Source organism: Chenggangzhangella methanolivorans (assembly GCF_019797865.1).
Taxonomy (GTDB): Bacteria; Pseudomonadota; Alphaproteobacteria; order Rhizobiales; family Methylopilaceae; genus Methylopila; species Methylopila methanolivorans.
In genome coordinates, this window is sequence record NZ_CP081869.1 from 2,833,153 (window position 1) to 2,851,643 (window position 18,491).

Genomic DNA, 18,491 nt, shown 5'->3' on the forward strand with positions numbered 1-18,491 from the left:
ACGCAGGTCCGTCCGATCAGGAAAGCTTACGCGTTGCCCTGGGCGGCCGCGGCCTCTTCGGCGCGGGCGCGGTAGAGGGCTGCGAAGTCCACCGGGTCGATCATCAGCGGCGGGAAGCCGCCGTTGCGGACCGAGTCGGCCACGATCTGGCGCGCGAACGGGAACAGCAGGCGCGGGCACTCGATCATCACCACCGGATGGAGCTGGTCCTCCGGGATGTTCACGATGCGGAACACGCCGCCATAGGAGAGGTCGACGCGGAAGATCAGCGTCTCGCCGTCCTTGGCCTGGCCCTGAATCGCGAGCTCGACCTCGAAATCCGTGTCGCCGACCTTGCGGGCGTTGACGTTCACGTTGATCTCGATCTGCGGCGAGGTCTGGCGCGGCGCGAGCGAGCGCGGCGCGTTCGGGTTCTCGAAGGAGAGATCCTTGGCGTATTGCGCCAGCACGTTGATCGCGGGCGCGTTGTTTTCGGCGCCGGGCGCGCCGTTGTTGCTGGCCATCGGTCGTCCCCTCGGGGGTTTTCGTCACGTGCCGCGGGGAGAAAACCGATCCGCGACGGGCGGCGCGAGGTAACACGCCGTCCGCGGAGCGGGCAAGCCGCAGGCCTGCCCGTCGTTCGAAGGATCAGGCCTTGCGGGGATCGGCCGCGGGCCGGATCTCGCGCCACTCCTGGGCGTCGAGGTCCAGCATATCGGGCGACGCCTGGCGGCTGGCGCGCACCGGCTCGGCCGTCGCCTTGTCGGCGCCGCCGAGGAAGCCGCGCAGGCGCCGGCGCACTTCCGGGATCAGCGCCATCACGCCGATCGCGTCGGTGATGAAGCCCGGCACTGCGAACAGCAGGCCGGCGAGGCCGCGCAGGCCGTGGTTCGCGTCGAGCGCGAACGACATCAGGCCGCCGTTCTGGCGGGCCTTGGCTTTGGCCTCGGTGACGAGCGAACCCAGCATCGCGACGCCGATCAAAGAGATCGCGACCTGCAGCAGCACCGCCTTGCCGAGCCCGATCGCGGAGGCGACCAGCGCGAAGGCGATGAGCTCCATCACCGGCAGCAGAAGGATGAGACCGAGAAGTCGGGGCATGACGTGTCCGTGAAACCGTCCCTTGATGCGCAGCGCGCGACGATAGCTTATGTGGGCCCTCGACCCCGTGGAGTTCAAGCGCCTGCGGAGCGCGACCGGAACGCGACTGGAATCGCGGGCCGATCTGCTCACATATAAGGCTTGGGCTCGACGGCCGCGCTTCACGTTTCGGGAAGCGCCGACCGCCACGACGACTGCGAGACGAGATGAACGACGGCTTCGATATCTACACGATCATCATCATCGTGCTGGCGGTGTTCATCTTCCTGCGGTTGCGCTCCGTGCTCGGCACGCGCACCGGAAACGAGCGTCCGCGCCAGGACACCTATGTGGGCCGCCCGCAGCCCGAGCAGCCCAAGGACAACGTCACCCCGCTGCCGCAGCGCCCGGCCGAGCCGGTCGGCCAGCCCGCCGAGCCCGCCGAGCCGGCGGGCGACCGCTGGGCGGGCGTCGCGGAGGCGGGCTCGCCGCTCGCGAGCGGGCTCGACGAGATCGCCCGGGCCGACGGCGGCTTCGATGCGCGCGAATTCGTCGGCGGCGCCAAGGCCGCTTATGAAATGATCGTGACCGCCTTCGCCGCCGGCGACCGCAAGACGCTGAAGCCGCTGCTCGCCAAGGAGGTGTTCGACAGCTTCTCGACCGCCATCGGCGAGCGGGAGGGCCGCGGCGAGACGGTCGAGTCGAACTTCGTCTCGATCGAGAAGTCCGAGATCACCGGCGCCGAAGTCGTCGGCCGCACCGCGCAGGTCACGGTGCGCTTCGTCTCGAAGCTCATCAGCGCGACCCGCGACCGGTCCGGCCAGGTCATCGACGGCAGCCCGACCGAGATCGCCGATCTCGTCGACGTCTGGACCTTCGCCCGCGAAGTGCCCTCGCGCGACCCGAACTGGCGGCTCGTCTCGACCGAAGCGATCTGACGAGGGCGTGACGATGGGCGGGTCGGGGGGCCGCGATCGTGGTCCTGTCGACGGCGATCGGCTGCGCAGGCGGAGCCATGGCCGCGCCGGACAATCTCGAGCCCGTCGCCTTCTCCGAGCTCGCCGGCTGGGCGGCGGACGACCACGCCGCCGCCTTCACGCCCTTCGCCGCCTCCTGCCGCGCCATTCTCGAGAACCGGCCGCCCTCGAGGGCCGCCCAGCCCCCGGGCGAGGCGCTGACGCGCGTCTGCGCCGAAGCGGTCGGGCTCGGCCGGCCCGACGGCGCGCAGGCCAAGGCCTTCTTCGAGCGCGCGTTCCGGCCGTTCCGCGTCGGGACCGGCATGCTGACGGGCTATTACGAGCCGGAGATCGAGGGCTCGCGCGTCCGCACGGACCGCTTCGACACGCCGCTGATGGCCCGCCCGCGCGATCTCGTGACGATCCCGGACGGCGAGAGCCTGCCGGGGGTTGCCGCCGGCATGGGCGGGGCGCGCAAGGTCGGGGCCGGCTTCGAGCCCTATTACGACCGCAAGGCCATCGAGGACGGCGCGCTCGCGGGCCGCGGGCTCGAGCTCGTCTGGGCCGAGCCGGTCGACGCCTTCTTCGTGCACATCCAGGGCTCGACCCGCGTGCGCTTTTCCGACGGCAGCGCGATGCGGCTCGCCTTCGACGGGCGCAACGGGCGCAAGTTCACCGGGATCGGCCGGCTGATGCTCGACCGCGGCCTGCTCGCGAAGGGCTCGACCAGCATGGCGGCGATCCGCGCCTGGCTCGCGCAGAACCCGCGCGAGGGCGCCGCGCTGATGCGCGAGAACCAGTCCTACATTTTCTTCCGCAAGGACGAGAAGCTGACGCACGCCGACGGCCCGCTCGGCGCGCAGAACGTGCCGCTCGAGCCCGGCCGCTCGATCGCGGTCGACCGCGGGATCTGGTCTTACGGCCTGCCGTTCTGGCTCGACGGCCGGTTCCCGGACGGCGGCCAGATCCGGCTTCTGGCGGTGGCGCAGGACACCGGCTCGGCGATCCTCGGGGCCGCGCGCGGCGACTATTTCGTCGGGACGGGCGACGACGCTGGCGCGGTCGCGGGCGGCATGAAGCAGCAGACCGGCTTCACCGTGCTGCTGCCGCGCGAGGACGGCGGGCGGTGACCCGCCGTCGCCGGACGCCGAGCGAAGCCGAGCTCGCGCTGTGGGCCAAGGTCGCGGAGACGGTCGCGCCGCTTCCGGGCCGCCGTCTCGCGCTTCCGGCCGCGCCGGCGGTCTCCGCCTCGAGCGAACCTGCGCCCGCGCCCGCGGCCGAGACGTCCCCCGCGGCGCTCTCGGCGAAGACCGCGCCCGCGCCCACCCTCACCCCGCTTGCGCCGCTCGAGGCGCGGTTCCGCAGGCGGCTGGTGCGCGGCGTCGTCGAGATCGACGCGCGGATCGACCTTCACGGGCTGAGGCAGGAGGAGGCGCAGCGCCGTCTGGTCACCTTTCTCCAGGGCGCGCAGGCGCGCGGCCACAAGCTGGTGCTGGTGATCACCGGCAAGGGCGCGCCGGGCGCGGACGCCTACGCCGAGCGCGGCGTGCTGCGGCGGGCGGTCCCGATGTGGCTGTCCTCGCCAGCGGCGCGCGGCGTGGTGGTGGGGTTCGAGACCGCCGGCCCGACCCATGGCGGGACCGGCGCGCTCTATGTGCGGATCCGCAAGTCCGGACGGCTGTGAAAAAAGGCGGGAGCGGGGGCCCGGGAGGAGGCCCCCGCCCCCGGCGGGTCGCGACGTTGGCGGGGACCAGGGTCAGTCGCAGACCCGAACCTTGACGAAATAGGCATCGCCGTAGGCGTCGTAGCGCTTGCGCTTCTCGAGCCAGCAGTCGCGCTCGTAGGAGACGCCGCGCTCATAGGCGTCGGCGGAGCCGGCGGCGAGCGCGCCGAGCAGGAGGCCGCCGGCGACGCCGCCCGCGATGAAGGCCGCGTTGCGGACGGACCTGGCTTGCGCGGCGGGCGCGACGGCCGAGGCCATGACGGCTGCGGCGAGGAGGGCGGCGGCGGCCTTGCGGGCCTTGGAGGCGATGACGGTCATGGCGGTCCCCTTGGATCTTCCGGAGGAGCCGCGCCGATCGCGGCCCCGATGACTGTCAGTCGCGGGAGCCGGGGCGGAGGTTCAAAACGGATCGAAGATTTTTTTGCAGGGGCCGGGAGAGCGTCGTCCGGGCGGCGAGGCCGGTCCGGGATCGTGATCGGGATGAGGTTCAGAACCTCGTCATGCCCCGGCTTGTCCGGGGCATCCACCGTTTGCAAGCCGTAGCGTCCAGTGGTCGTGCGTGGATCCCCCGGACAAGCCGGGGGATGACGACGGTGGCTTTTCCGTATTTCCGGAGAACGATCCCGACCTTACGGCTGCGCTTGCGCCGGGACGACGGTCCGGCGTCCTAAAAATCCTCGCGGCGGCCGTCGCCATGGACGATCGAGAGGCGGCGGGCCCCGAGGGCGTCGTCGTGAGCCACAGGCTCGCGCCGTCGCGGCTGCGGAGCACGTCGAGGCGGTCCTCGCCCATGGCGCTCGACATCGAGACTTTGAGATCGCCGCCGGCGAGCGGATGTCCGCGGGCCTCGAGAATGGCGCGGCAGGCCGCCTGCGCCGCGGCGGCGCTGTCCTCGTCGGCCGTCACGGCCGCGCGCAGAGGGTTCTCGCCGATCCAGCGTCCCACTCGCCGCCCGCAGCTGGCGGGAGGCCTGAACATAGATGTTCTCGAAGTCCTGGTCGGGCTCGCGCTCGGGGAAGCACACCAGAAGCCGCACGTCGCCGAAATCCTGCTCGCGGTCCTCGCCGCCCTGAAGCGCCTCGGCGAGGAAGCCGGTGGGATCGCCCCGACCCGCCGCCGCGAACAGCTCGTTGACCACATGGATGAGCTCGACCATGACCTCGGCGCCCTGGCTCTCGTGGAAGATCGCCTGATGGCCGACCTGGAGGTCGCCGCTGTTCCTGCCCGACATGACGTGGGCGCTCAGCAGAAAATTCGGCTCGCCGCCCGGGACCAGCACCCGGCTGTAGTGATCGCGGGTGGCCGACGGCGCGCCGCCATACTGGTCGATGAAGCCGCGCTCGCGAAAATGCCGCTCGAGCGCGTCCGGGCTCTGAACTCCCTCCATTCGTCGTTCTCGGTTGATCGCCGCCGTCACGGGCTGGTCACGGCAAGGTGGTCTCGCCCGTGAGGGTTCTGCGCGCAAGGAGAAAGGCGGCGCGGGCCGTTGACGCCTGCGTCATCGGGACGGGCCGTCGGATCGCCGGAAAGCGCGGCGAGCACCCTGCCTCCCTCCCCTTGGGACAGAGGAGGGAGGAGCGCCCGTCACAGAATGAAGCGGCTCAGATCCGCGTTCTTGGCGAGATCGCCGACGAACTTGCGCACGTAGTCGCCGTTCACGACGACGGTCTCGCCGTTGCGGTCGGTCGCGGAAAAACTGATCTCGTCGAGCACGCGCTCCATCACGGTCTGCAGGCGACGCGCGCCGATGTTCTCGACGGTGGAGTTCACCTCGACCGCGACGTCGGCGAGCGCCGCGACGCCGTCCTCGGTGATCTCGAGCGTCACGCCTTCCGTCGCCATCAGCGCCACGTACTGCTTGACGAGGCTGGCCTCAGTGTCGGTGAGGATGCGCACGAAGTCCTCGCGGGTGAGCGCGCTGAGCTCGACGCGAATGGGCAACCGGCCCTGAAGCTCCGGCAGCAAGTCGGAGGGCTTGGCCACATGGAATGCGCCGGACGCGATGAACAGGATGTGGTCGGTCTTCACCGGCCCGTGCTTGGTCGCGACGGTGGTGCCCTCGATCAACGGCAGCAGATCGCGCTGCACGCCCTCTCGGGAGACGTCGCCCGCCCGGCCCTCGCGGGCGCAGATCTTGTCGATCTCGTCGAGGAACACTATGCCGGCGTTCTCGACCGTCTTAATCGCTTCCGTGACGAGGCTCTCCTGGTCGAGCAGCTTGTCGCTCTCCTCGGCGATGAGGCCTTCGTAGCTGTCCTTCACGGTGACGCGCCGGGTCTTCTGCCCGCCCATCCCCTTGAACATGTCGCCGAGCGAGATCATCCCGACCTGGCCGGGCATGCCCGGGATCTCCATCATGGGCGGGCCGGAGGCCGCGACCTCGATCTCGATCTCCTTCTCGTCCATGTCGCCGTCGCGCAGCTTCTTGCGGAAGCTCTCGCGGGTGGCGGGGCTGGCGGTGGCGCCGACGAGCGCCGTCAGCACGCGCTCCTCGGCCGCCATATGGGCTTTGGCCTGCACGTCCTTGCGCTTGGCGGTCCGCACGAGGCCAATCGCGGCTTCGAGCAGGTCGCGGACGATCTGCTCGACGTCGCGGCCCACATAGCCGACCTCGGTGAACTTGGTCGCCTCCACTTTCAGGAACGGCGCGTTGGCGAGCTTGGCGAGGCGGCGCGAGATCTCGGTCTTGCCGACGCCCGTCGGCCCGATCATCAGGATGTTCTTCGGCAGAACCTCCTCGCGCAGGTGGCCGGTGAGCTGCAGGCGCCTCCAGCGGTTCCGGAGCGCGATGGCGACCGCGCGCTTGGCGTCGCGCTGTCCGACGATGTGCCGGTCGAGCTCGGAGACGATTTCGCGGGGGGAGAGGTCGGTCATTGTTTTCTCGTGTCGGCGGCGCCGCCCAGCGGCCCAATGCGCCGGCCCGAAGCGCCGGCTGATGCGGAAACGGAGTGCGTGCTTCGAGACGCGGCCTTGCGGCCGCTCCTCGAGCCATGAGGAAGGACTCAGCTACGCAACGGTCCTCATGCTGAGGAGCTTGGCGACAGCCAAGCGTCTCGAAGCACGCAAGACATTTCGGATCACCCCTCCGTCTCCATGCTTTCGACGGTGAGGTTCTCATTCGTGTAGACGCAGATGTCGGCCGCGATCTTCATCGACTTGCGCACGATCGCCTCGGCGTCGAGGTCCATGTCGACGAGCGCGCGGGCGGCCGAGAGCGCGTAGTTGCCGCCCGAGCCGATCGCCGCCACCCCGTCCTCGGGCTCCAGCACGTCGCCGGTGCCGGTGATGACGAGCGCGGACTTTTTGTCGGCCACCAGCATCATGGCTTCGAGGCGCCGCAGGTAACGGTCGGTGCGCCAGTCCTTGGCGAGCTCGACGGCGGCGCGCAGCAGCTGGCCGGGATGCTGCTCGAGCTTGGCCTCGAGCCGCTCGAACAGCGTGAAGGCGTCGGCGGTGGCGCCGGCGAAGCCCGCGATCACCTCGCCCTTGGCGATGCGCCGCACCTTCTTGGCGGTCGCCTTCATCACGGTCTGGCCGAGGCTCACCTGGCCGTCGCCGCCGATGACGACGAGGCCGCCCTTCTTGACCAGCAGGATCGTGGTGCCGTGGAGAATGATGTCGGACATGGAGGCTCCGGGTCGAAATTCCGGAGCCTCAGGTAAGCATTCGCGACCCGTTCGCAACTGGCGGGCCGGCCATGCGCGAGATCTCTGACGAGCGCGCCGTCATGCCCGGCGAAGCCGGGTATCCACGACTTCGCTTGTCGAGCGCGTCGGCTCCAAGTCGTGGATACCCGCGCGAAGGCGCGGGCATGACGGCGGCGGGTCCGTCTAAACCCGCCGGCGTTCAGGTCCCGCGCGAGGCCTCGAACAGGAACCAGGCGCGCCGTTCGGCCTCGTCGATCCAGTTCTCGATCAGGCTCTCGGTCGCGACGTCGTCATGGTCGTCGCAGAGGTCGTGGACCTCGCGCAGCCGCACGACGTAGTCGAGCGTGTCCTGCCGGAGCTCCGCCAGCATCGAGTGCGGCGTCACGAAGTCCGCGTCGTTGTCGGCGACACGCTGGAGCCGCGCGATGTGCCCGATCGAGCGCAGCGTCGTGCCGCCGATCTTGCGGACGCGCTCGGCCATGTCGTCGGTGGTGGCGAGGATCTGGTCGGCCTGCTCGTCGAGCAGCAGGTGATAGTCGCGGAAGTGCGGTCCGCTCATGTGCCAGTGAAAATTCTTCGTCTTAAGGTAAAGCGCGAAGGTGTCGGCGAGCAGCGCGTTCATCGCGCCCGCGATGTCGGTGACGGCGTTGGTCGGCAGGCTCGTGGGCGTCGCGAGCGCCGCCTTGCGGCGGGCCTTGGCGCGCGAGGGGGTTTTCTTGGCGCCTTGAGCGGCAGGGGTCTTGGCCATGTCCGTATTCCTGGTGCGGCGTTGATGCGTAACAAGTCCGCAGGACGCGACCTTGTTCCAGAGCCGGGTTCGGGCGGCGCCGGCTCCCCGTCCGGCCGCGCATGAGCCATGCGGCGGGGACAGGGCGACGCGTTGGCCTTCTCGCGGTCTGCGTGCTAGTGACCCGCAAATTCCATGACATGCGCACGACGGACGTCGGCCGCGGAGACGGTTCATGCGAAAAGCCGAAGTGGTCCGTAAGACCGCCGAGACCGACATCATGCTGTCCGTGGACCTCGACGGGACCGGCGCGTCGAAGATCTCGACCGGCGTCGGCTTCCTCGACCACATGCTCGAACTGCTCTCGCGCCACGCGATGATCGACCTGGCCGTCACGGCCAAGGGCGACACCCATGTCGACTTCCACCACGTCACCGAAGACGTCGGCATCGCGCTCGGCCAGGCCTGCCGCAAGGCGCTCGGCGACATGAAGGGCCTGACCCGCTACGCCGACGCCTACATGCCGATGGACGAGACCCTCACCCGCGTCGCGATCGACGTCTCGGGCCGGCCGTTCCTCGTCTGGCGCACGGCGTTCCCGACGCCGAAGGTCGGCGAGTTCGACACCGAGCTGGTGCGCGAGTTCTTCCAGGGGTTTTCGACCCACGCCGCCGTGACGCTGCATGTCGAGACGCTCTACGGGGCCAATTCGCACCACATCGCCGAAAGCTGCTTCAAGGGGCTGGCGCGCTGCCTGAAGGCGGCGTTCGCGCTCGACCCGCGGGCCGGCGACCGCCTGCCCTCGACCAAAGAGCGCATCGGCGACTGACAGGACTGAAGAACTCATGCGCAACTGGCTGATCTACGAGCCCCCGGGCGGCGCCCGCGCGACGCTCGAGGACGCGGAAGGCTTCGTCACCGTCCGGGAGGGCTTCTCCAAGGCCGCCTTCCTGTTCGCGCCGTTCTGGCTCGCCTGGCGGCGCTGCTGGCATGCGCTCGGCGTCTGGGTCGCGGCCGTGCTCGGGGCGGCGCTGCTGATCGCGCTGCTCGACCTGAAGGACGGGGCCGCCACGGCGCTCATCGCTCTGCCGAGCGTCGCGGTCGGCTTCGAGGCCGCCTGGATCCGCGCTCGCGCGCTCGAGCGGCGCGGCTACGCGCTCGCAGGCTCCGCCCTGGCGCGGTCGCGCGAGGAGGCCGAAGCGCTGTTCTTCGTCGACTGGATCGAGGACGCCGGGAGGCGCTCGAGGCGCCGCGCGCCGCGGTCTCCGCCGCGCCCTTCCGTCCCGCGCCCGCCGGCGTGCTCGGGCTCTTCCCCTCGCCGGGCGCCCAGAGGTGACGATCGCGGTCGTCGACTACGGGGCGGGCAATCTCCGCTCGGTCGAGAAGGCACTGGTGAAGGCCGGCGGGCAGGGCGTCGTCGTGACGTCCGATCCGCAGGTCGTCGCGGGCGCCGATCATGTCGTGCTGCCGGGCGACGGCGCCTTTCCCGACTGCCGGGCGGCGCTCGGCGCGGCCTCGGGCCTCGGCGAGGCGCTCGACGAGGCGGTGAAGCGCCGCGGCGCGGCGTTTCTGGGCATCTGCATCGGCATGCAGCTTCTCGCCACGCAGGGCGAGGAATACGAACCGACCCCGGGGCTCGACTGGATCCCGGGACGGGTCGTGCGCATCCAGCCCGGCGAAGCGGGGCTGAAGGTTCCCCATATGGGCTGGAACACGCTGCGCGCCCACCGCCCGCACGTGCTGACCGCCGGCCTCGACCTTGGGCCGCACGGCCTCCACGCCTATTTCCTGCACGCCTTTCACCTGAGCGCCGACGACCAGTCCGACGTCGTGGCCTCGGCCGACTATGGCGGCGAGGTCACGGCGCTCGTGGCGCGCGGCAACGTCGCGGGCGTCCAGTTCCATCCCGAGAAGAGCCAGCGCCTGGGGCTGGAGCTTCTCGCCAATTTCGTGCGGTGGCGCCCGTGATCCTCTATCCCGCGATCGACCTGAAGGGCGGCGAGGTCGTGCGCCTTCGCCAGGGCCTGATGGACAGCGCCACCGTCTACGGCGCCGATCCAGCCGCGCAGGCCGCGAGCTTCGCCGAGGCCGGCTTCGAGTGGATCCACGTGGTCGATCTCGACGGCGCCTTCGCGGGCGAGAGCCGCAACGCAGAAGCGGTGGAAGGCGTGCTCAAGCGCGTCGACGTGCCCGTCCAGCTCGGCGGCGGCATCCGCTCGATGGGTCAGGTCGAGGCGTGGCTCTCCCGCGGCCTCTCGCGCGTCATCCTCGGCACGGCGGCCGTGCGCGACCCGGACTTCGTGAAGGCGGCGGCCAAGGAACATCCCGGCAAGGTCGCCGTCGGCATCGACGCCAAGGACGGGCTCGTGGCGGTCCAGGGCTGGGCCGAGGTCTCCGACATGACCGCTCTCGACCTCGCCCGCCGCTTCGAGGACGCCGGGGTCTGCGCCATCATCTACACCGACATCTCGCGCGACGGCCTGCTGTCGGGCCTCAATCTCGAATCGACCGGGAGCTCGCCGAGGCTGTCTCGATCCCGGTGATCGCCTCCGGCGGCCTCGCCGACATCGAGGACGTGAAGCGGCTCGTGTCACCCGAAAACGCCGCGATCGCGGGCGCCATCACGGGCCGCGCGCTCTATGACGGGCGGCTCGATCCGCGCGAGGCGATCGCGGTGGCGGGAAGGAAGGAGGCCTGATGCTGAAGACCCGCGTCATCCCCTGCCTCGACGTCAAGGACGGCCGCGTCGTGAAGGGCGTGCAGTTCGTGAATCTGCGCGACGCGGGCGATCCGGTCGAGGCAGCCATCGCCTATGACGCGGCCGGCGCCGACGAGCTCTGCTTCCTCGACATCACCGCAAGCCACGAGGAGCGGGCGATCCTCCTGGACGTCGTGGCCCGCACGGCGGAAAACTGCTTCATGCCGGTCACCGTCGGCGGCGGCGTGCGCTCGGTCGAGGACGTGCGCGCGCTGATGCTCGCCGGCGCCGACAAGGTCTCGATCATGTCGGCGGCGGTGAACGACCGCTCGGTGGTGGCGCGCGCGGCGGAGAAATTCGGGGCGCAGGCCATCGTGGTCGCGGTCGACGCCAAGAAGGTGTCGGGGCCAGGCGAAGCCGACCGCTGGGAGGTGTTCACCCATGGCGGGCGCCGGCCCACCGGGATCGACGCCGTCGAGTATGCGGCGGAAGTCGCGAGCCTCGGGGCGGGCGAGATCCTGCTGACCTCGATGGACCGCGACGGCGCCAAGGACGGCTACGACCTCGCGCTCACCCGCGCGGTCGTCGACGCGGTGCCGGTGCCGGTCGTCGCCTCGGGCGGCGTCGGCGCGCCCGAGCACATGGTCGAAGGCGTGATCATCGGCGGCGCGAGCGCGGTGCTGGCGGCCTCGATCTTCCATTTCGGCGAGTTCACCATCGGCGAGGCCAAGGCCCGCATGGCCGCCGCAGGCGTCGCGGTGCGGCTCGATCCGGGCGCCTGATCCGGGCTCTTTCGCGTCATTCTCTCGTCATTAAGACGAGTGCGCCACATGTCGCGCGACGCTTGGCGCGTCGGCGCCGCCGTGCAATGGATGCGGCGAACGGTATCGAGGCAACGCGATGATTTTCCCGCCGCCATGACCTTCACGCTCGACACGCTGGACGCCATCGTGGCCGCGCGATCGTCCGCGCAGGCCGACGAATCCTACACCCGCTCCCTCATCGAGGGCGGCCCGACGCGCTGCGCCAAGAAACTGGGCGAGGAGGGCGTCGAGGCGGCGCTCGCCTGCGCGGGCGGCACCAAGGTCGAGCTCGCGGCCGAGGCCGCGGACGTGCTCTACCATCTGCTCGTCGCGCTGAGGTCGCGCGGGGTGCCGCTGTCGGACGTCATGTCGGTGCTCGAGAAGCGCACCGAGCAGTCGGGCCTCGCCGAAAAGGCCTCCCGAAAGGCGAAGTGATGGACGACCGGCCGAAGCTTCCGAGCCTCTCGCCCTACACCACCTTTTCGCGCAAGGAGTGGGCGGCGCTGCGCGCCGACACGCCGATGACGCTTGACGACGCCGACCTCGCGCGTCTCGCCTCGCTCAACGACCCGATCGACATTTCCGAGGTCGAGCAGATCTACCTGCCGATCGCGCGTCTCCTGGCCTTCTACGTCGCGGCCCGCCAGCAGCTGTTCCGCGCGACCCAGCGCTTCCTCGGCCATTCGGAGACGCGCGTGCCTTACGTCGTCGCGGTGGCGGGCTCGGTCGCGGTCGGCAAGTCGACCACCGCCCGCGTGCTGCGCGCGCTGCTCGCCCGCTGGCCCGACATGCCGAAGGTGCAGCTCGTCACCACCGACGGCTTCCTGCTGCCGAACGCGATCCTGAAGCGCGAAGGGCTGATGCAGCGCAAGGGGTTTCCCGAGAGCTACGACGTGCAGGCGCTGCTGCGCTTCGTCTCCGACATCAAGGCCGGCAAGGCCCATGTCACCGCGCCGGTCTACAGCCACCTCGTCTATGACGTGCTGCCGAACGAGCGCGAGACCATCGAGCAGGCCGACATCGTGATCCTCGAAGGCCTCAACGTGCTCCAGATCGGCGAGCGGCCGAAGAACGGGCGCGTCATGCCGCATGTCTCGGACTTCATCGACTTCGGCATCTATCTCGACGCCGACGAGCCGCTGCTGCACCGCTGGTACGTCGAGCGCTTCATGCGGCTTCGCAACACCGCGTTCCGCGACCCGCAGTCCTATTTCCGCAAATACGCCGAGGTGTCGGAGGAGGAGGCGCTCGCCACCGCCGAGACGCTGTGGAACGACATCAACCTGCCGAACCTGCGCGAAAACATCCGCCCGACGCGCCCGCGCGCCGATCTCATCCTGCGCAAGGGCCGCAGCCACCGCATCGAGGAAGTGCGGCTCCGGAAGATTTGAGACGCCGGGCCGTCGTCCCGGCCGAAGCGCGAGCGGAGAGCCGGGATCGTCTTCCGAAAAGACCGCGTGAACCTCGTCATGCCCCGGTTCGTCCGGGGCATCCACTCATCCGCCACGCTGTGCGCTCGCTGATCTGGCGTGGATCCCCCGGACAAGCCGGGGGATGACGATGGCGGCTCAAAGCGCGACGCCTTGAGAGCGGTCCCGGCTCGGCCTGACGGCCGTCCGGGATGACGCCGCTCCCCTACCTGTTCCGGAACGACGGCTTCCGCTTCTCGAGGAAGGCCGCCATGCCCTCCGACTGGTCGTCGGTCGCAAACAGCGACTGGAAGGTCCGCCGCTCGAAGCGCATGCCCTCGGTGAGCCCCGCCTCCTGCGCGACGTCGACCGCCTCCTTGGCCGCCAGCACGGCGACGCGCGAGAAACCCGCGATCTTCTCCGCCGCCTCGATCGCCTCGTCCAGAAGCCGCTCCGGCGCGACGACGCGCGAGACGAGGCCGCAGCGCTCGGCTTCCTCGACGTCCATCATCCGCCCGGTGAGGATGAGGTCCATGGCCTTGGCCTTGCCGACGGCCCGCGCCAGGCGCTGGGTGCCGCCGAAGCCCGGAATGATGCCGAGCGTGATCTCCGGCTGGCCGAACTTCGCGGTCGTCGACGCGATGACGATGTCGCACATCTGGGCGAGCTCGGCGCCGCCGCCGAGCGCATAGCCCGAGACCGCGGCGATGCGGGGCTTGCGGCACGCGACGACCCGCGCCCAGGCCCCGCCGAGATCGGCGAGATAGACGTCGGCGAAGCTCATTTGCGCCATCTCGCGAATGTCGGCGCCGGCCGCGAAGGCCTTTTCGGATCCCGTGATCACCACCGCGCCGACGGCCTCGTCCGCCTCGAACGCCTCGAGCGCGCGGCCGAGCTCCTCGATCAGCGCGGCGTTCAAGGCGTTGAGCGCCTTCGGGCGGTTCAGCGTGACGAGGCCCACGGCCCCGCGGGTCTCGACGAGAAGGGTTTCGAAGGCGGCGTCGGTCATCGGGTCTCGCGAGGAGGGGTGCAGGATGGGGTGACAGGGCGGTTCGCCGGCATAAGTGACGCGGCGGGGCCGGATTTCAAAGCGCCGGATCTCAAGCGCTTCAGGAGACGCCGATGACCGACTGGAAGCTGCCGATCGAAGGCTCGTGCCGCTGCGGCGAGGTGCGGCTGCGGATCGGCGCGCCGCCGATGATCGCCATGGCGTGCCACTGCGCGGGCTGCCAGAAGATGAGCTCCAGCGCCTTTTCGCTGAGCGCCGCCTTCCCCACCGACGCCTTCGAGGTGGTCTCGGGCGAGCCCGCGCTCGGCGGGCTGAAGCGCGAGATCAGGCACTATTTCTGCCCGTCCTGCATGAGCTGGCTGTTCTCGCGCATGGAGGGGTTCGAGTGGTTCACCAATGTCCGGCCGACGATGCTCGAGGAACCCGAACGCTTCGCGCCGTTCGTGGAGACGTGGACCGCGGAGAGACTGCCATTCGCGCAGACGGGAGCTGAAAAGAGCTATCCGGGCTTCCCGCCGATGGAGGATTTCGAGCCGCTGATGAAGGCGTATGCGGAAAAGGCCTAGAGCGCCGTCCCGGCCGCAGCGGAGCGAAGGGCCGGGATCACGCGCCGGGTGGGGCCTCAGAACCTCGTCATGCCCCGGCCTGTCCGGGGCATCCAGCCTTCCGTAGCTCCGCGCCCTGCGATCGAGCCTGGATCCCCCTGACAAGCCGGGGGATGACGACTGAGGTTCGAGCGAACAGTTGGGAGAACGATCCCGGCTCCGCCCTCGGCCGTCCGGGATGACGCCGTTCGCCTACTTCTGGCATTCCGGGCAGAAGAAGGTCGAGCGTCCCGTCTGCACGATGCGCTTCACCACGCCGCGGCAGCCGGGCGTGGGGCAGGGCTCGTCCTCGCGGTCATAGACGCGGAACGAGTGCTGGAAATAGCCGAGCGCCCCGTCGGCATGGGAGAAATCCCGAAGCGTCGAGCCGCCGGCCGCGATCGCCTCCTCCAGCGTCGCGCGGATGGCGGGCGCCAATAGCTTCGCCCGCTCGGTCGGCCCGCCGTCCTTCTTCGCGATCGTGCCCGCGGCGCGGATCGGCGAGAGCTTCGAGCGATGCAGCGCCTCGCACACATAGATGTTGCCGAGGCCCGCGATCAGCCGCTGGTCGAGCAGCGCCGCCTTCAACGACGTTTGTTTGCCGGCGAACAAGCGCGCCAGCAGCCCTGCGTCGAGCTGGTTTCCGAGCGGCTCGACCCCGACATGCCGGAACAGCGGATGGGCCTCGAGACCTGCGCGCGGGATCAGCGCCATGAAGCCGAAGCGGCGGGGATCGTTGTAAGTGATCGAGGCGCCGCCCGAGAGGCGGAAGGCGACGTGGTCGTGGGTCGCGGACTTCGAGCGCGGATGATGGAAGGCGCCGGGCGCCGCCTCGTCCGCGCCGAGGTCGATCCGGAACGAACCCGACATGCCGAGATGCATCACGAGCGTCTCGCCGTCGTCGAGATCCGCGACGAGGTACTTCGCCCGACGCCCGAGCGAGACGACGGTGCGGCCCCTCAGGCGTTCGGCGAAGCGCTCGGGGAAGGGAAAGCGCAGGTCGGGCCGCCGCGCCTCGACCTCCTCGATCACGCGCCCCTCCATCACGGGCGCGAGCCCGCGGCGGACGGTCTCGACTTCGGGCAGTTCGGGCATCGGCTCGCTTCACCTTGAGGCCGGACGGCGGCGGCGGACCCTAGCGTCGCAGGGGGCGGCGGGCTAGGGTCCGCCCGCTTCGCGAAAACCGTATGGACGCCATGGCTTTCCCTGACGAGACCCGCTTCGACAACGAGGGACATTTCGGCTTCGCCGACGTGAAGCCCGGCGAAAAGCAGGGGCTGGTCGACGATGTCTTCCACAGGTCGCCTCGCGCTACGACCTCATGAACGACCTGATGTCCGGCGGCCTGCACCGCGCCTGGAAATCCGCGATGGTGACCTCGCTCGGCCTGCCGCGCGGCGCCCGGACCTTCAAGCTGCTGGACGTCGCGGGCGGCACCGGCGACATCGCGTTCCGCGCGCTGAAGCGCGGCGGCGAGGGGGTGAGCGTCACAGAGCTCGACATCAACGGCGCGATGCTCGCGGTCGGACGCGAGCGCGCGGCCGAGCGAAAGCTCGCCCATCGCATGGAGTTCGTGCAGGGCAACGCCGAGGATCTGCCGTTCCCCGACCGCTCCTTCGACGCCGTGACGATCGCCTTCGGCATCCGCAACGTGCCGCGCATCCCGAAGGCGCTCTCCGAGATGCGCCGGGTGCTGAAGACCGGCGGCAAGGCGCTTGTGCTCGAGTTCTCGAAGGTCGACGTGCCAGGCCTCGACCGCGTCTACGACGCCTTCTCGTTCAACCTCATCCCGCGCATCGGCCAGATGGTGGCCGGCGACGGGGAGCCCTATCGCTATCTCGTCGAGTCGATCCGCAAGTTCCCCGACGCCGAGACCTTCGCGGCCATGATGCGCGACGCCGGCTTCGACGAAGTGAGCGCGACGCCCATGACCGGCGGCGTCGCGGCGCTGCATGTGGGTTTCCGGATTTGAGAGTGACTCGCCGGAGCGATGTTGGGGCGCTCGAGCCGACGCCCTCTTGTCCCGGCCTTGAGCCGGGACCCAGAACCGTCGAGCTTTCGAGGTCAGGCGGGGCGGTCGCGGGCCATGTTTCCGGCACATCGGTTCTGGGTCCCGGCTCAAGGCCGGGACAAGGCCGTGGCGCTTCCGACTCGAAGATCCTCCCATGCTGAGGGCGCTCCCGAACCTTCTGCGGCTCGCGCGCGCCGGCTTCGTCATGGCGCGCGAGGGCGCGCTGCGCCTCGCCGACGGCATCGAGCTGCCGGCCTTCGCGCGCACGCTCATCACGCTCGGCCGGCTGATCGAGAAGCGCTCGGCGGGCGACGGAGCCGAGGGGCTAGCCCGCGCGCTGCAGCGGCTCGGGCCGTCCTACGTCAAGCTCGGCCAGTTCCTCGCCACGCGGCCCGACGTCGTGGGCATGAGGGTGGCGAAGGACCTCGAGCGCCTGCACGACCGGGTCGAGCCGTTTCCGCAGGAGATCGCCGAGGCGGCTGTCGCCGAGGCGCTCGGGGCGCCGGTGTCGTCGCTCTTCGTCGAATTCGGCCCGGCGCTCGCCGCAGCGTCCATCGCGCAGGTGCACAAGGCCGTCGTCGTGGACCCCGACGGGACGCGGCGCACGGTCGCGGTGAAGGTGACGCGTCCGGGCGTCGCGCGGCGCTTCGCGAGCGACCTTCGTGCGTTCTTCGCCATCGCCCGCGCGATCGAGCGCAGCGTGCCGAAGGCCAGGCGCCTGAAGCCCGTGATGGTGGTCGAGACGCTCGCCCGCTCGGTCTCGATCGAGATGGACCTTCGGCTCGAGGCCGCGGCGCTCTCCGAGATCGCCGACAACACCCGCGCCGATCCCGGCTTCCGCGTGCCCGCGGTCGACTGGGACCGCACCGCCCGCGCCGTGCTGACGATCGACTGGGTGGACGGGGTGAAGCTCTCCGACCGGGCGGGGCTCGAAGCCGCGGGCCACGACCTGCCGGCGCTCGGCCGCCACCTGATGCAGACCTTCCTGCGCCACGCGATGCGCGACGGCTTCTTCCACGCCGACATGCATCCCGGAAACCTCTTCGTCGACGCCTCCGGCGCGATCGTCGCGGTCGACTTCGGCATCACGGGCCGGCTCGGCAAGAAGGAGCGGCGCTTTCTCGCCGAGATCCTCCACGGCTTCATCGTGCGCGACTACGACCGCATCGCCGCGGTGCATTTCGAGGCGGGCTACGTGCCGCAGGACCAGTCGGTGGAGGAGTTCGCGCGCGCCCTGCGCGCCATCGGCGAGCCGATCCACAGCCGCACCGCCGACCAGATCTCGATGGCGCGGCTGCTGACGCTGCTGTTCGAGGTCACCGAGATCTTCCAGATGCAGACCCGGCCCGAGCTGCTGATGCTGCAGAAGACCATGGTGGTGGTCGAAGGCGTCGCGCGCTCGCTCGACACCCGCCTCGACATGTGGCGCACGGCGGAGCCCGTGGTGCGCGAATGGATCGAGCGGAACCTCGGGCCGCTCGGGATCGCCGAGGAGGCGGGCGCGGAGCTGCGCCAGCTCATGCGCGGGATCGCGGCTGCGCCGGAGCTGCTGCTGCGGCTCGAACGCATCTCGGTCGACCTGGAGGAGGTCGTCCATGGCGGACTCAGCTATTCCGACGACAGCATCCAGGCGATCGTGAAGGGCGTGCGCAGCGCGAGCCTGCTCAGCAACATCGCGCTGATCGCGATCGCCGTCGGCGTGATCGTCTATCTGTTCAGGTGAGCCAATTTGATTGCGTTGCAATCGCTGCTTACATTCGGGCCTCTGCAGGGGAGCGCGCCGGATGGCCAGCCTGACGATCCGCAATCTCAAGGATTCGACCAAGACCGCGCTTCGGATCCGCGCCGCCAGTCTCGGCAGGTCG

Annotated in this window: 19 protein-coding genes and 4 pseudogenes; 14 read left to right on the plus strand and 9 right to left on the minus strand. The window is 70.0% G+C overall.

The features are described from left to right. Nucleotides 1-26: 26 nt before the first annotated feature. Nucleotides 27-503 (minus strand): protein-export chaperone SecB, encoded by a 477-nt coding sequence (secB, locus tag K6K41_RS14860; protein WP_261401178.1) that lies wholly within the window; start codon nucleotides 501-503, stop codon nucleotides 27-29. A 124-nt stretch (nucleotides 504-627) separates the two neighbouring features. Continuing rightward, nucleotides 628-1,080, minus strand: a complete 453-nt coding sequence (locus K6K41_RS14865; RefSeq protein WP_261401179.1) for an FxsA family protein — start codon at nucleotides 1,078-1,080, stop codon at nucleotides 628-630. Nucleotides 1,081-1,286: 206 nt separating this feature from the next. On the opposite strand from K6K41_RS14865, the gene K6K41_RS14870 reads away from it, so the two are divergent. The 3 genes from K6K41_RS14870 to K6K41_RS14880 are packed head-to-tail and all read left to right on the plus strand — an operon-like array spanning nucleotide 1,287 to nucleotide 3,699. Further along, on the plus strand, nucleotides 1,287-1,997 hold the full coding sequence (locus K6K41_RS14870; RefSeq protein ID WP_261401180.1) for a Tim44/TimA family putative adaptor protein: 711 nt from the start codon (nucleotides 1,287-1,289) through the stop codon (nucleotides 1,995-1,997). 38 nt (nucleotides 1,998-2,035) lie between these two features. Beyond that, nucleotides 2,036-3,145, plus strand: coding sequence for a murein transglycosylase A (gene mltA, locus K6K41_RS14875; protein WP_261401181.1), 1,110 nt, complete (start codon nucleotides 2,036-2,038; stop codon nucleotides 3,143-3,145). Next, complete coding sequence (locus tag K6K41_RS14880) at nucleotides 3,142-3,699, plus strand: Smr/MutS family protein (RefSeq protein WP_261401182.1); 558 nt, start codon at nucleotides 3,142-3,144, stop codon at nucleotides 3,697-3,699. Before mltA ends, K6K41_RS14880 begins: the two co-directional genes overlap by 4 nt. A gap of 72 nt (nucleotides 3,700-3,771) precedes the next feature. Here K6K41_RS14880 and K6K41_RS14885 read toward each other — a convergent pair whose 3' ends face one another. The 5 genes from K6K41_RS14885 to K6K41_RS14905 all read right to left on the minus strand — a co-directional run bounded on the left by K6K41_RS14885 (nucleotide 3,772) and on the right by K6K41_RS14905 (nucleotide 8,133). Continuing rightward, nucleotides 3,772-4,056 carry a hypothetical protein gene (locus K6K41_RS14885; protein WP_261401183.1) on the minus strand — a complete coding sequence of 95 codons (285 nt, stop codon included), beginning with the start codon at nucleotides 4,054-4,056 and terminating at the stop codon, nucleotides 3,772-3,774. A gap of 349 nt (nucleotides 4,057-4,405) precedes the next feature. Continuing rightward, on the minus strand, nucleotides 4,406-5,125 hold the full coding sequence (locus K6K41_RS14890; protein ID WP_261401184.1) for a hypothetical protein: 720 nt from the start codon (nucleotides 5,123-5,125) through the stop codon (nucleotides 4,406-4,408). A gap of 197 nt (nucleotides 5,126-5,322) precedes the next feature. Beyond that, entirely contained in the window at nucleotides 5,323-6,612 is a 1,290-nt protein-coding gene (hslU, locus tag K6K41_RS14895) for an ATP-dependent protease ATPase subunit HslU (protein ID WP_261401185.1), read from the minus strand. A gap of 203 nt (nucleotides 6,613-6,815) precedes the next feature. Then, nucleotides 6,816-7,364, minus strand: coding sequence for an ATP-dependent protease subunit HslV (gene hslV / locus K6K41_RS14900; protein ID WP_261401186.1), 549 nt, complete (start codon nucleotides 7,362-7,364; stop codon nucleotides 6,816-6,818). Nucleotides 7,365-7,584: 220 nt separating this feature from the next. Beyond that, nucleotides 7,585-8,133: a Dps family protein gene (locus K6K41_RS14905; protein ID WP_261401187.1), complete on the minus strand. Its 549-nt coding sequence runs from the start codon at nucleotides 8,131-8,133 to the stop codon at nucleotides 7,585-7,587. Nucleotides 8,134-8,347: 214 nt separating this feature from the next. Between K6K41_RS14905 and hisB the strand changes: the two genes are divergently transcribed. From hisB to coaA, 7 genes and pseudogenes are all read left to right on the plus strand, one after another. Beyond that, nucleotides 8,348-8,941 carry an imidazoleglycerol-phosphate dehydratase HisB gene (gene hisB / locus K6K41_RS14910; protein ID WP_261401188.1) on the plus strand — a complete coding sequence of 198 codons (594 nt, stop codon included), beginning with the start codon at nucleotides 8,348-8,350 and terminating at the stop codon, nucleotides 8,939-8,941. Nucleotides 8,942-8,957: 16 nt separating this feature from the next. Continuing rightward, nucleotides 8,958-9,197 (plus strand): annotated as a pseudogene (locus K6K41_RS30475) (DUF2628 domain-containing protein); the annotation flags it as partial. A gap of 247 nt (nucleotides 9,198-9,444) precedes the next feature. Continuing rightward, on the plus strand, nucleotides 9,445-10,080 hold the full coding sequence (hisH, locus tag K6K41_RS14915; protein ID WP_261401189.1) for an imidazole glycerol phosphate synthase subunit HisH: 636 nt from the start codon (nucleotides 9,445-9,447) through the stop codon (nucleotides 10,078-10,080). Further along, a pseudogene (hisA, locus tag K6K41_RS14920) lies at nucleotides 10,077-10,810 on the plus strand (1-(5-phosphoribosyl)-5-[(5-phosphoribosylamino)methylideneamino]imidazole-4-carboxamide isomerase). Before hisH ends, hisA begins: the two are co-directional and overlap by 4 nt. Next, entirely contained in the window at nucleotides 10,810-11,592 is a 783-nt protein-coding gene (gene hisF / locus K6K41_RS14925; RefSeq protein WP_261401190.1) for an imidazole glycerol phosphate synthase subunit HisF, read from the plus strand. Before hisA ends, hisF begins: the two are co-directional and overlap by 1 nt. 135 nt (nucleotides 11,593-11,727) lie before the next feature. Continuing rightward, nucleotides 11,728-12,048, plus strand: a complete 321-nt coding sequence (locus K6K41_RS14930) for a phosphoribosyl-ATP diphosphatase (protein WP_261401191.1) — start codon at nucleotides 11,728-11,730, stop codon at nucleotides 12,046-12,048. Continuing rightward, nucleotides 12,048-13,004 (plus strand): type I pantothenate kinase, encoded by a 957-nt coding sequence (gene coaA / locus K6K41_RS14935; RefSeq protein WP_261401192.1) that lies wholly within the window; start codon nucleotides 12,048-12,050, stop codon nucleotides 13,002-13,004. Before K6K41_RS14930 ends, coaA begins: the two co-directional genes overlap by 1 nt. 244 nt (nucleotides 13,005-13,248) lie before the next feature. On the opposite strand, the gene K6K41_RS14940 is transcribed toward coaA, so the two are convergent. Next, entirely contained in the window at nucleotides 13,249-14,031 is a 783-nt protein-coding gene (locus K6K41_RS14940; protein WP_261401193.1) for an enoyl-CoA hydratase, read from the minus strand. 113 nt (nucleotides 14,032-14,144) lie between these two features. On the opposite strand from K6K41_RS14940, the gene K6K41_RS14945 reads away from it, so the two are divergent. Further along, complete coding sequence (locus K6K41_RS14945) at nucleotides 14,145-14,597, plus strand: GFA family protein (protein ID WP_261401194.1); 453 nt, start codon at nucleotides 14,145-14,147, stop codon at nucleotides 14,595-14,597. Nucleotides 14,598-14,828: 231 nt separating this feature from the next. On the opposite strand, the gene mutM is transcribed toward K6K41_RS14945, so the two are convergent. Next, nucleotides 14,829-15,710, minus strand: coding sequence for a bifunctional DNA-formamidopyrimidine glycosylase/DNA-(apurinic or apyrimidinic site) lyase (gene mutM, locus K6K41_RS14950; protein WP_261401195.1), 882 nt, complete (start codon nucleotides 15,708-15,710; stop codon nucleotides 14,829-14,831). 101 nt (nucleotides 15,711-15,811) lie between these two features. Here mutM and ubiE point away from each other — a divergent pair. The 3 genes and pseudogenes from ubiE to K6K41_RS30480 form a co-directional block, all read left to right on the plus strand. Next, nucleotides 15,812-16,587: pseudogene (gene ubiE, locus K6K41_RS14955) on the plus strand (bifunctional demethylmenaquinone methyltransferase/2-methoxy-6-polyprenyl-1,4-benzoquinol methylase UbiE). A gap of 193 nt (nucleotides 16,588-16,780) precedes the next feature. Next, the gene (gene ubiB / locus K6K41_RS14960; protein WP_261401196.1) at nucleotides 16,781-18,349 is read left to right on the plus strand and encodes a 2-polyprenylphenol 6-hydroxylase; all 1,569 of its coding nucleotides are present in this window, start codon (nucleotides 16,781-16,783) and stop codon (nucleotides 18,347-18,349) included. A gap of 61 nt (nucleotides 18,350-18,410) precedes the next feature. Beyond that, nucleotides 18,411-18,476: pseudogene (locus K6K41_RS30480) on the plus strand (FitA-like ribbon-helix-helix domain-containing protein); the annotation flags it as partial. Nucleotides 18,477-18,491 lie beyond the last annotated feature (15 nt).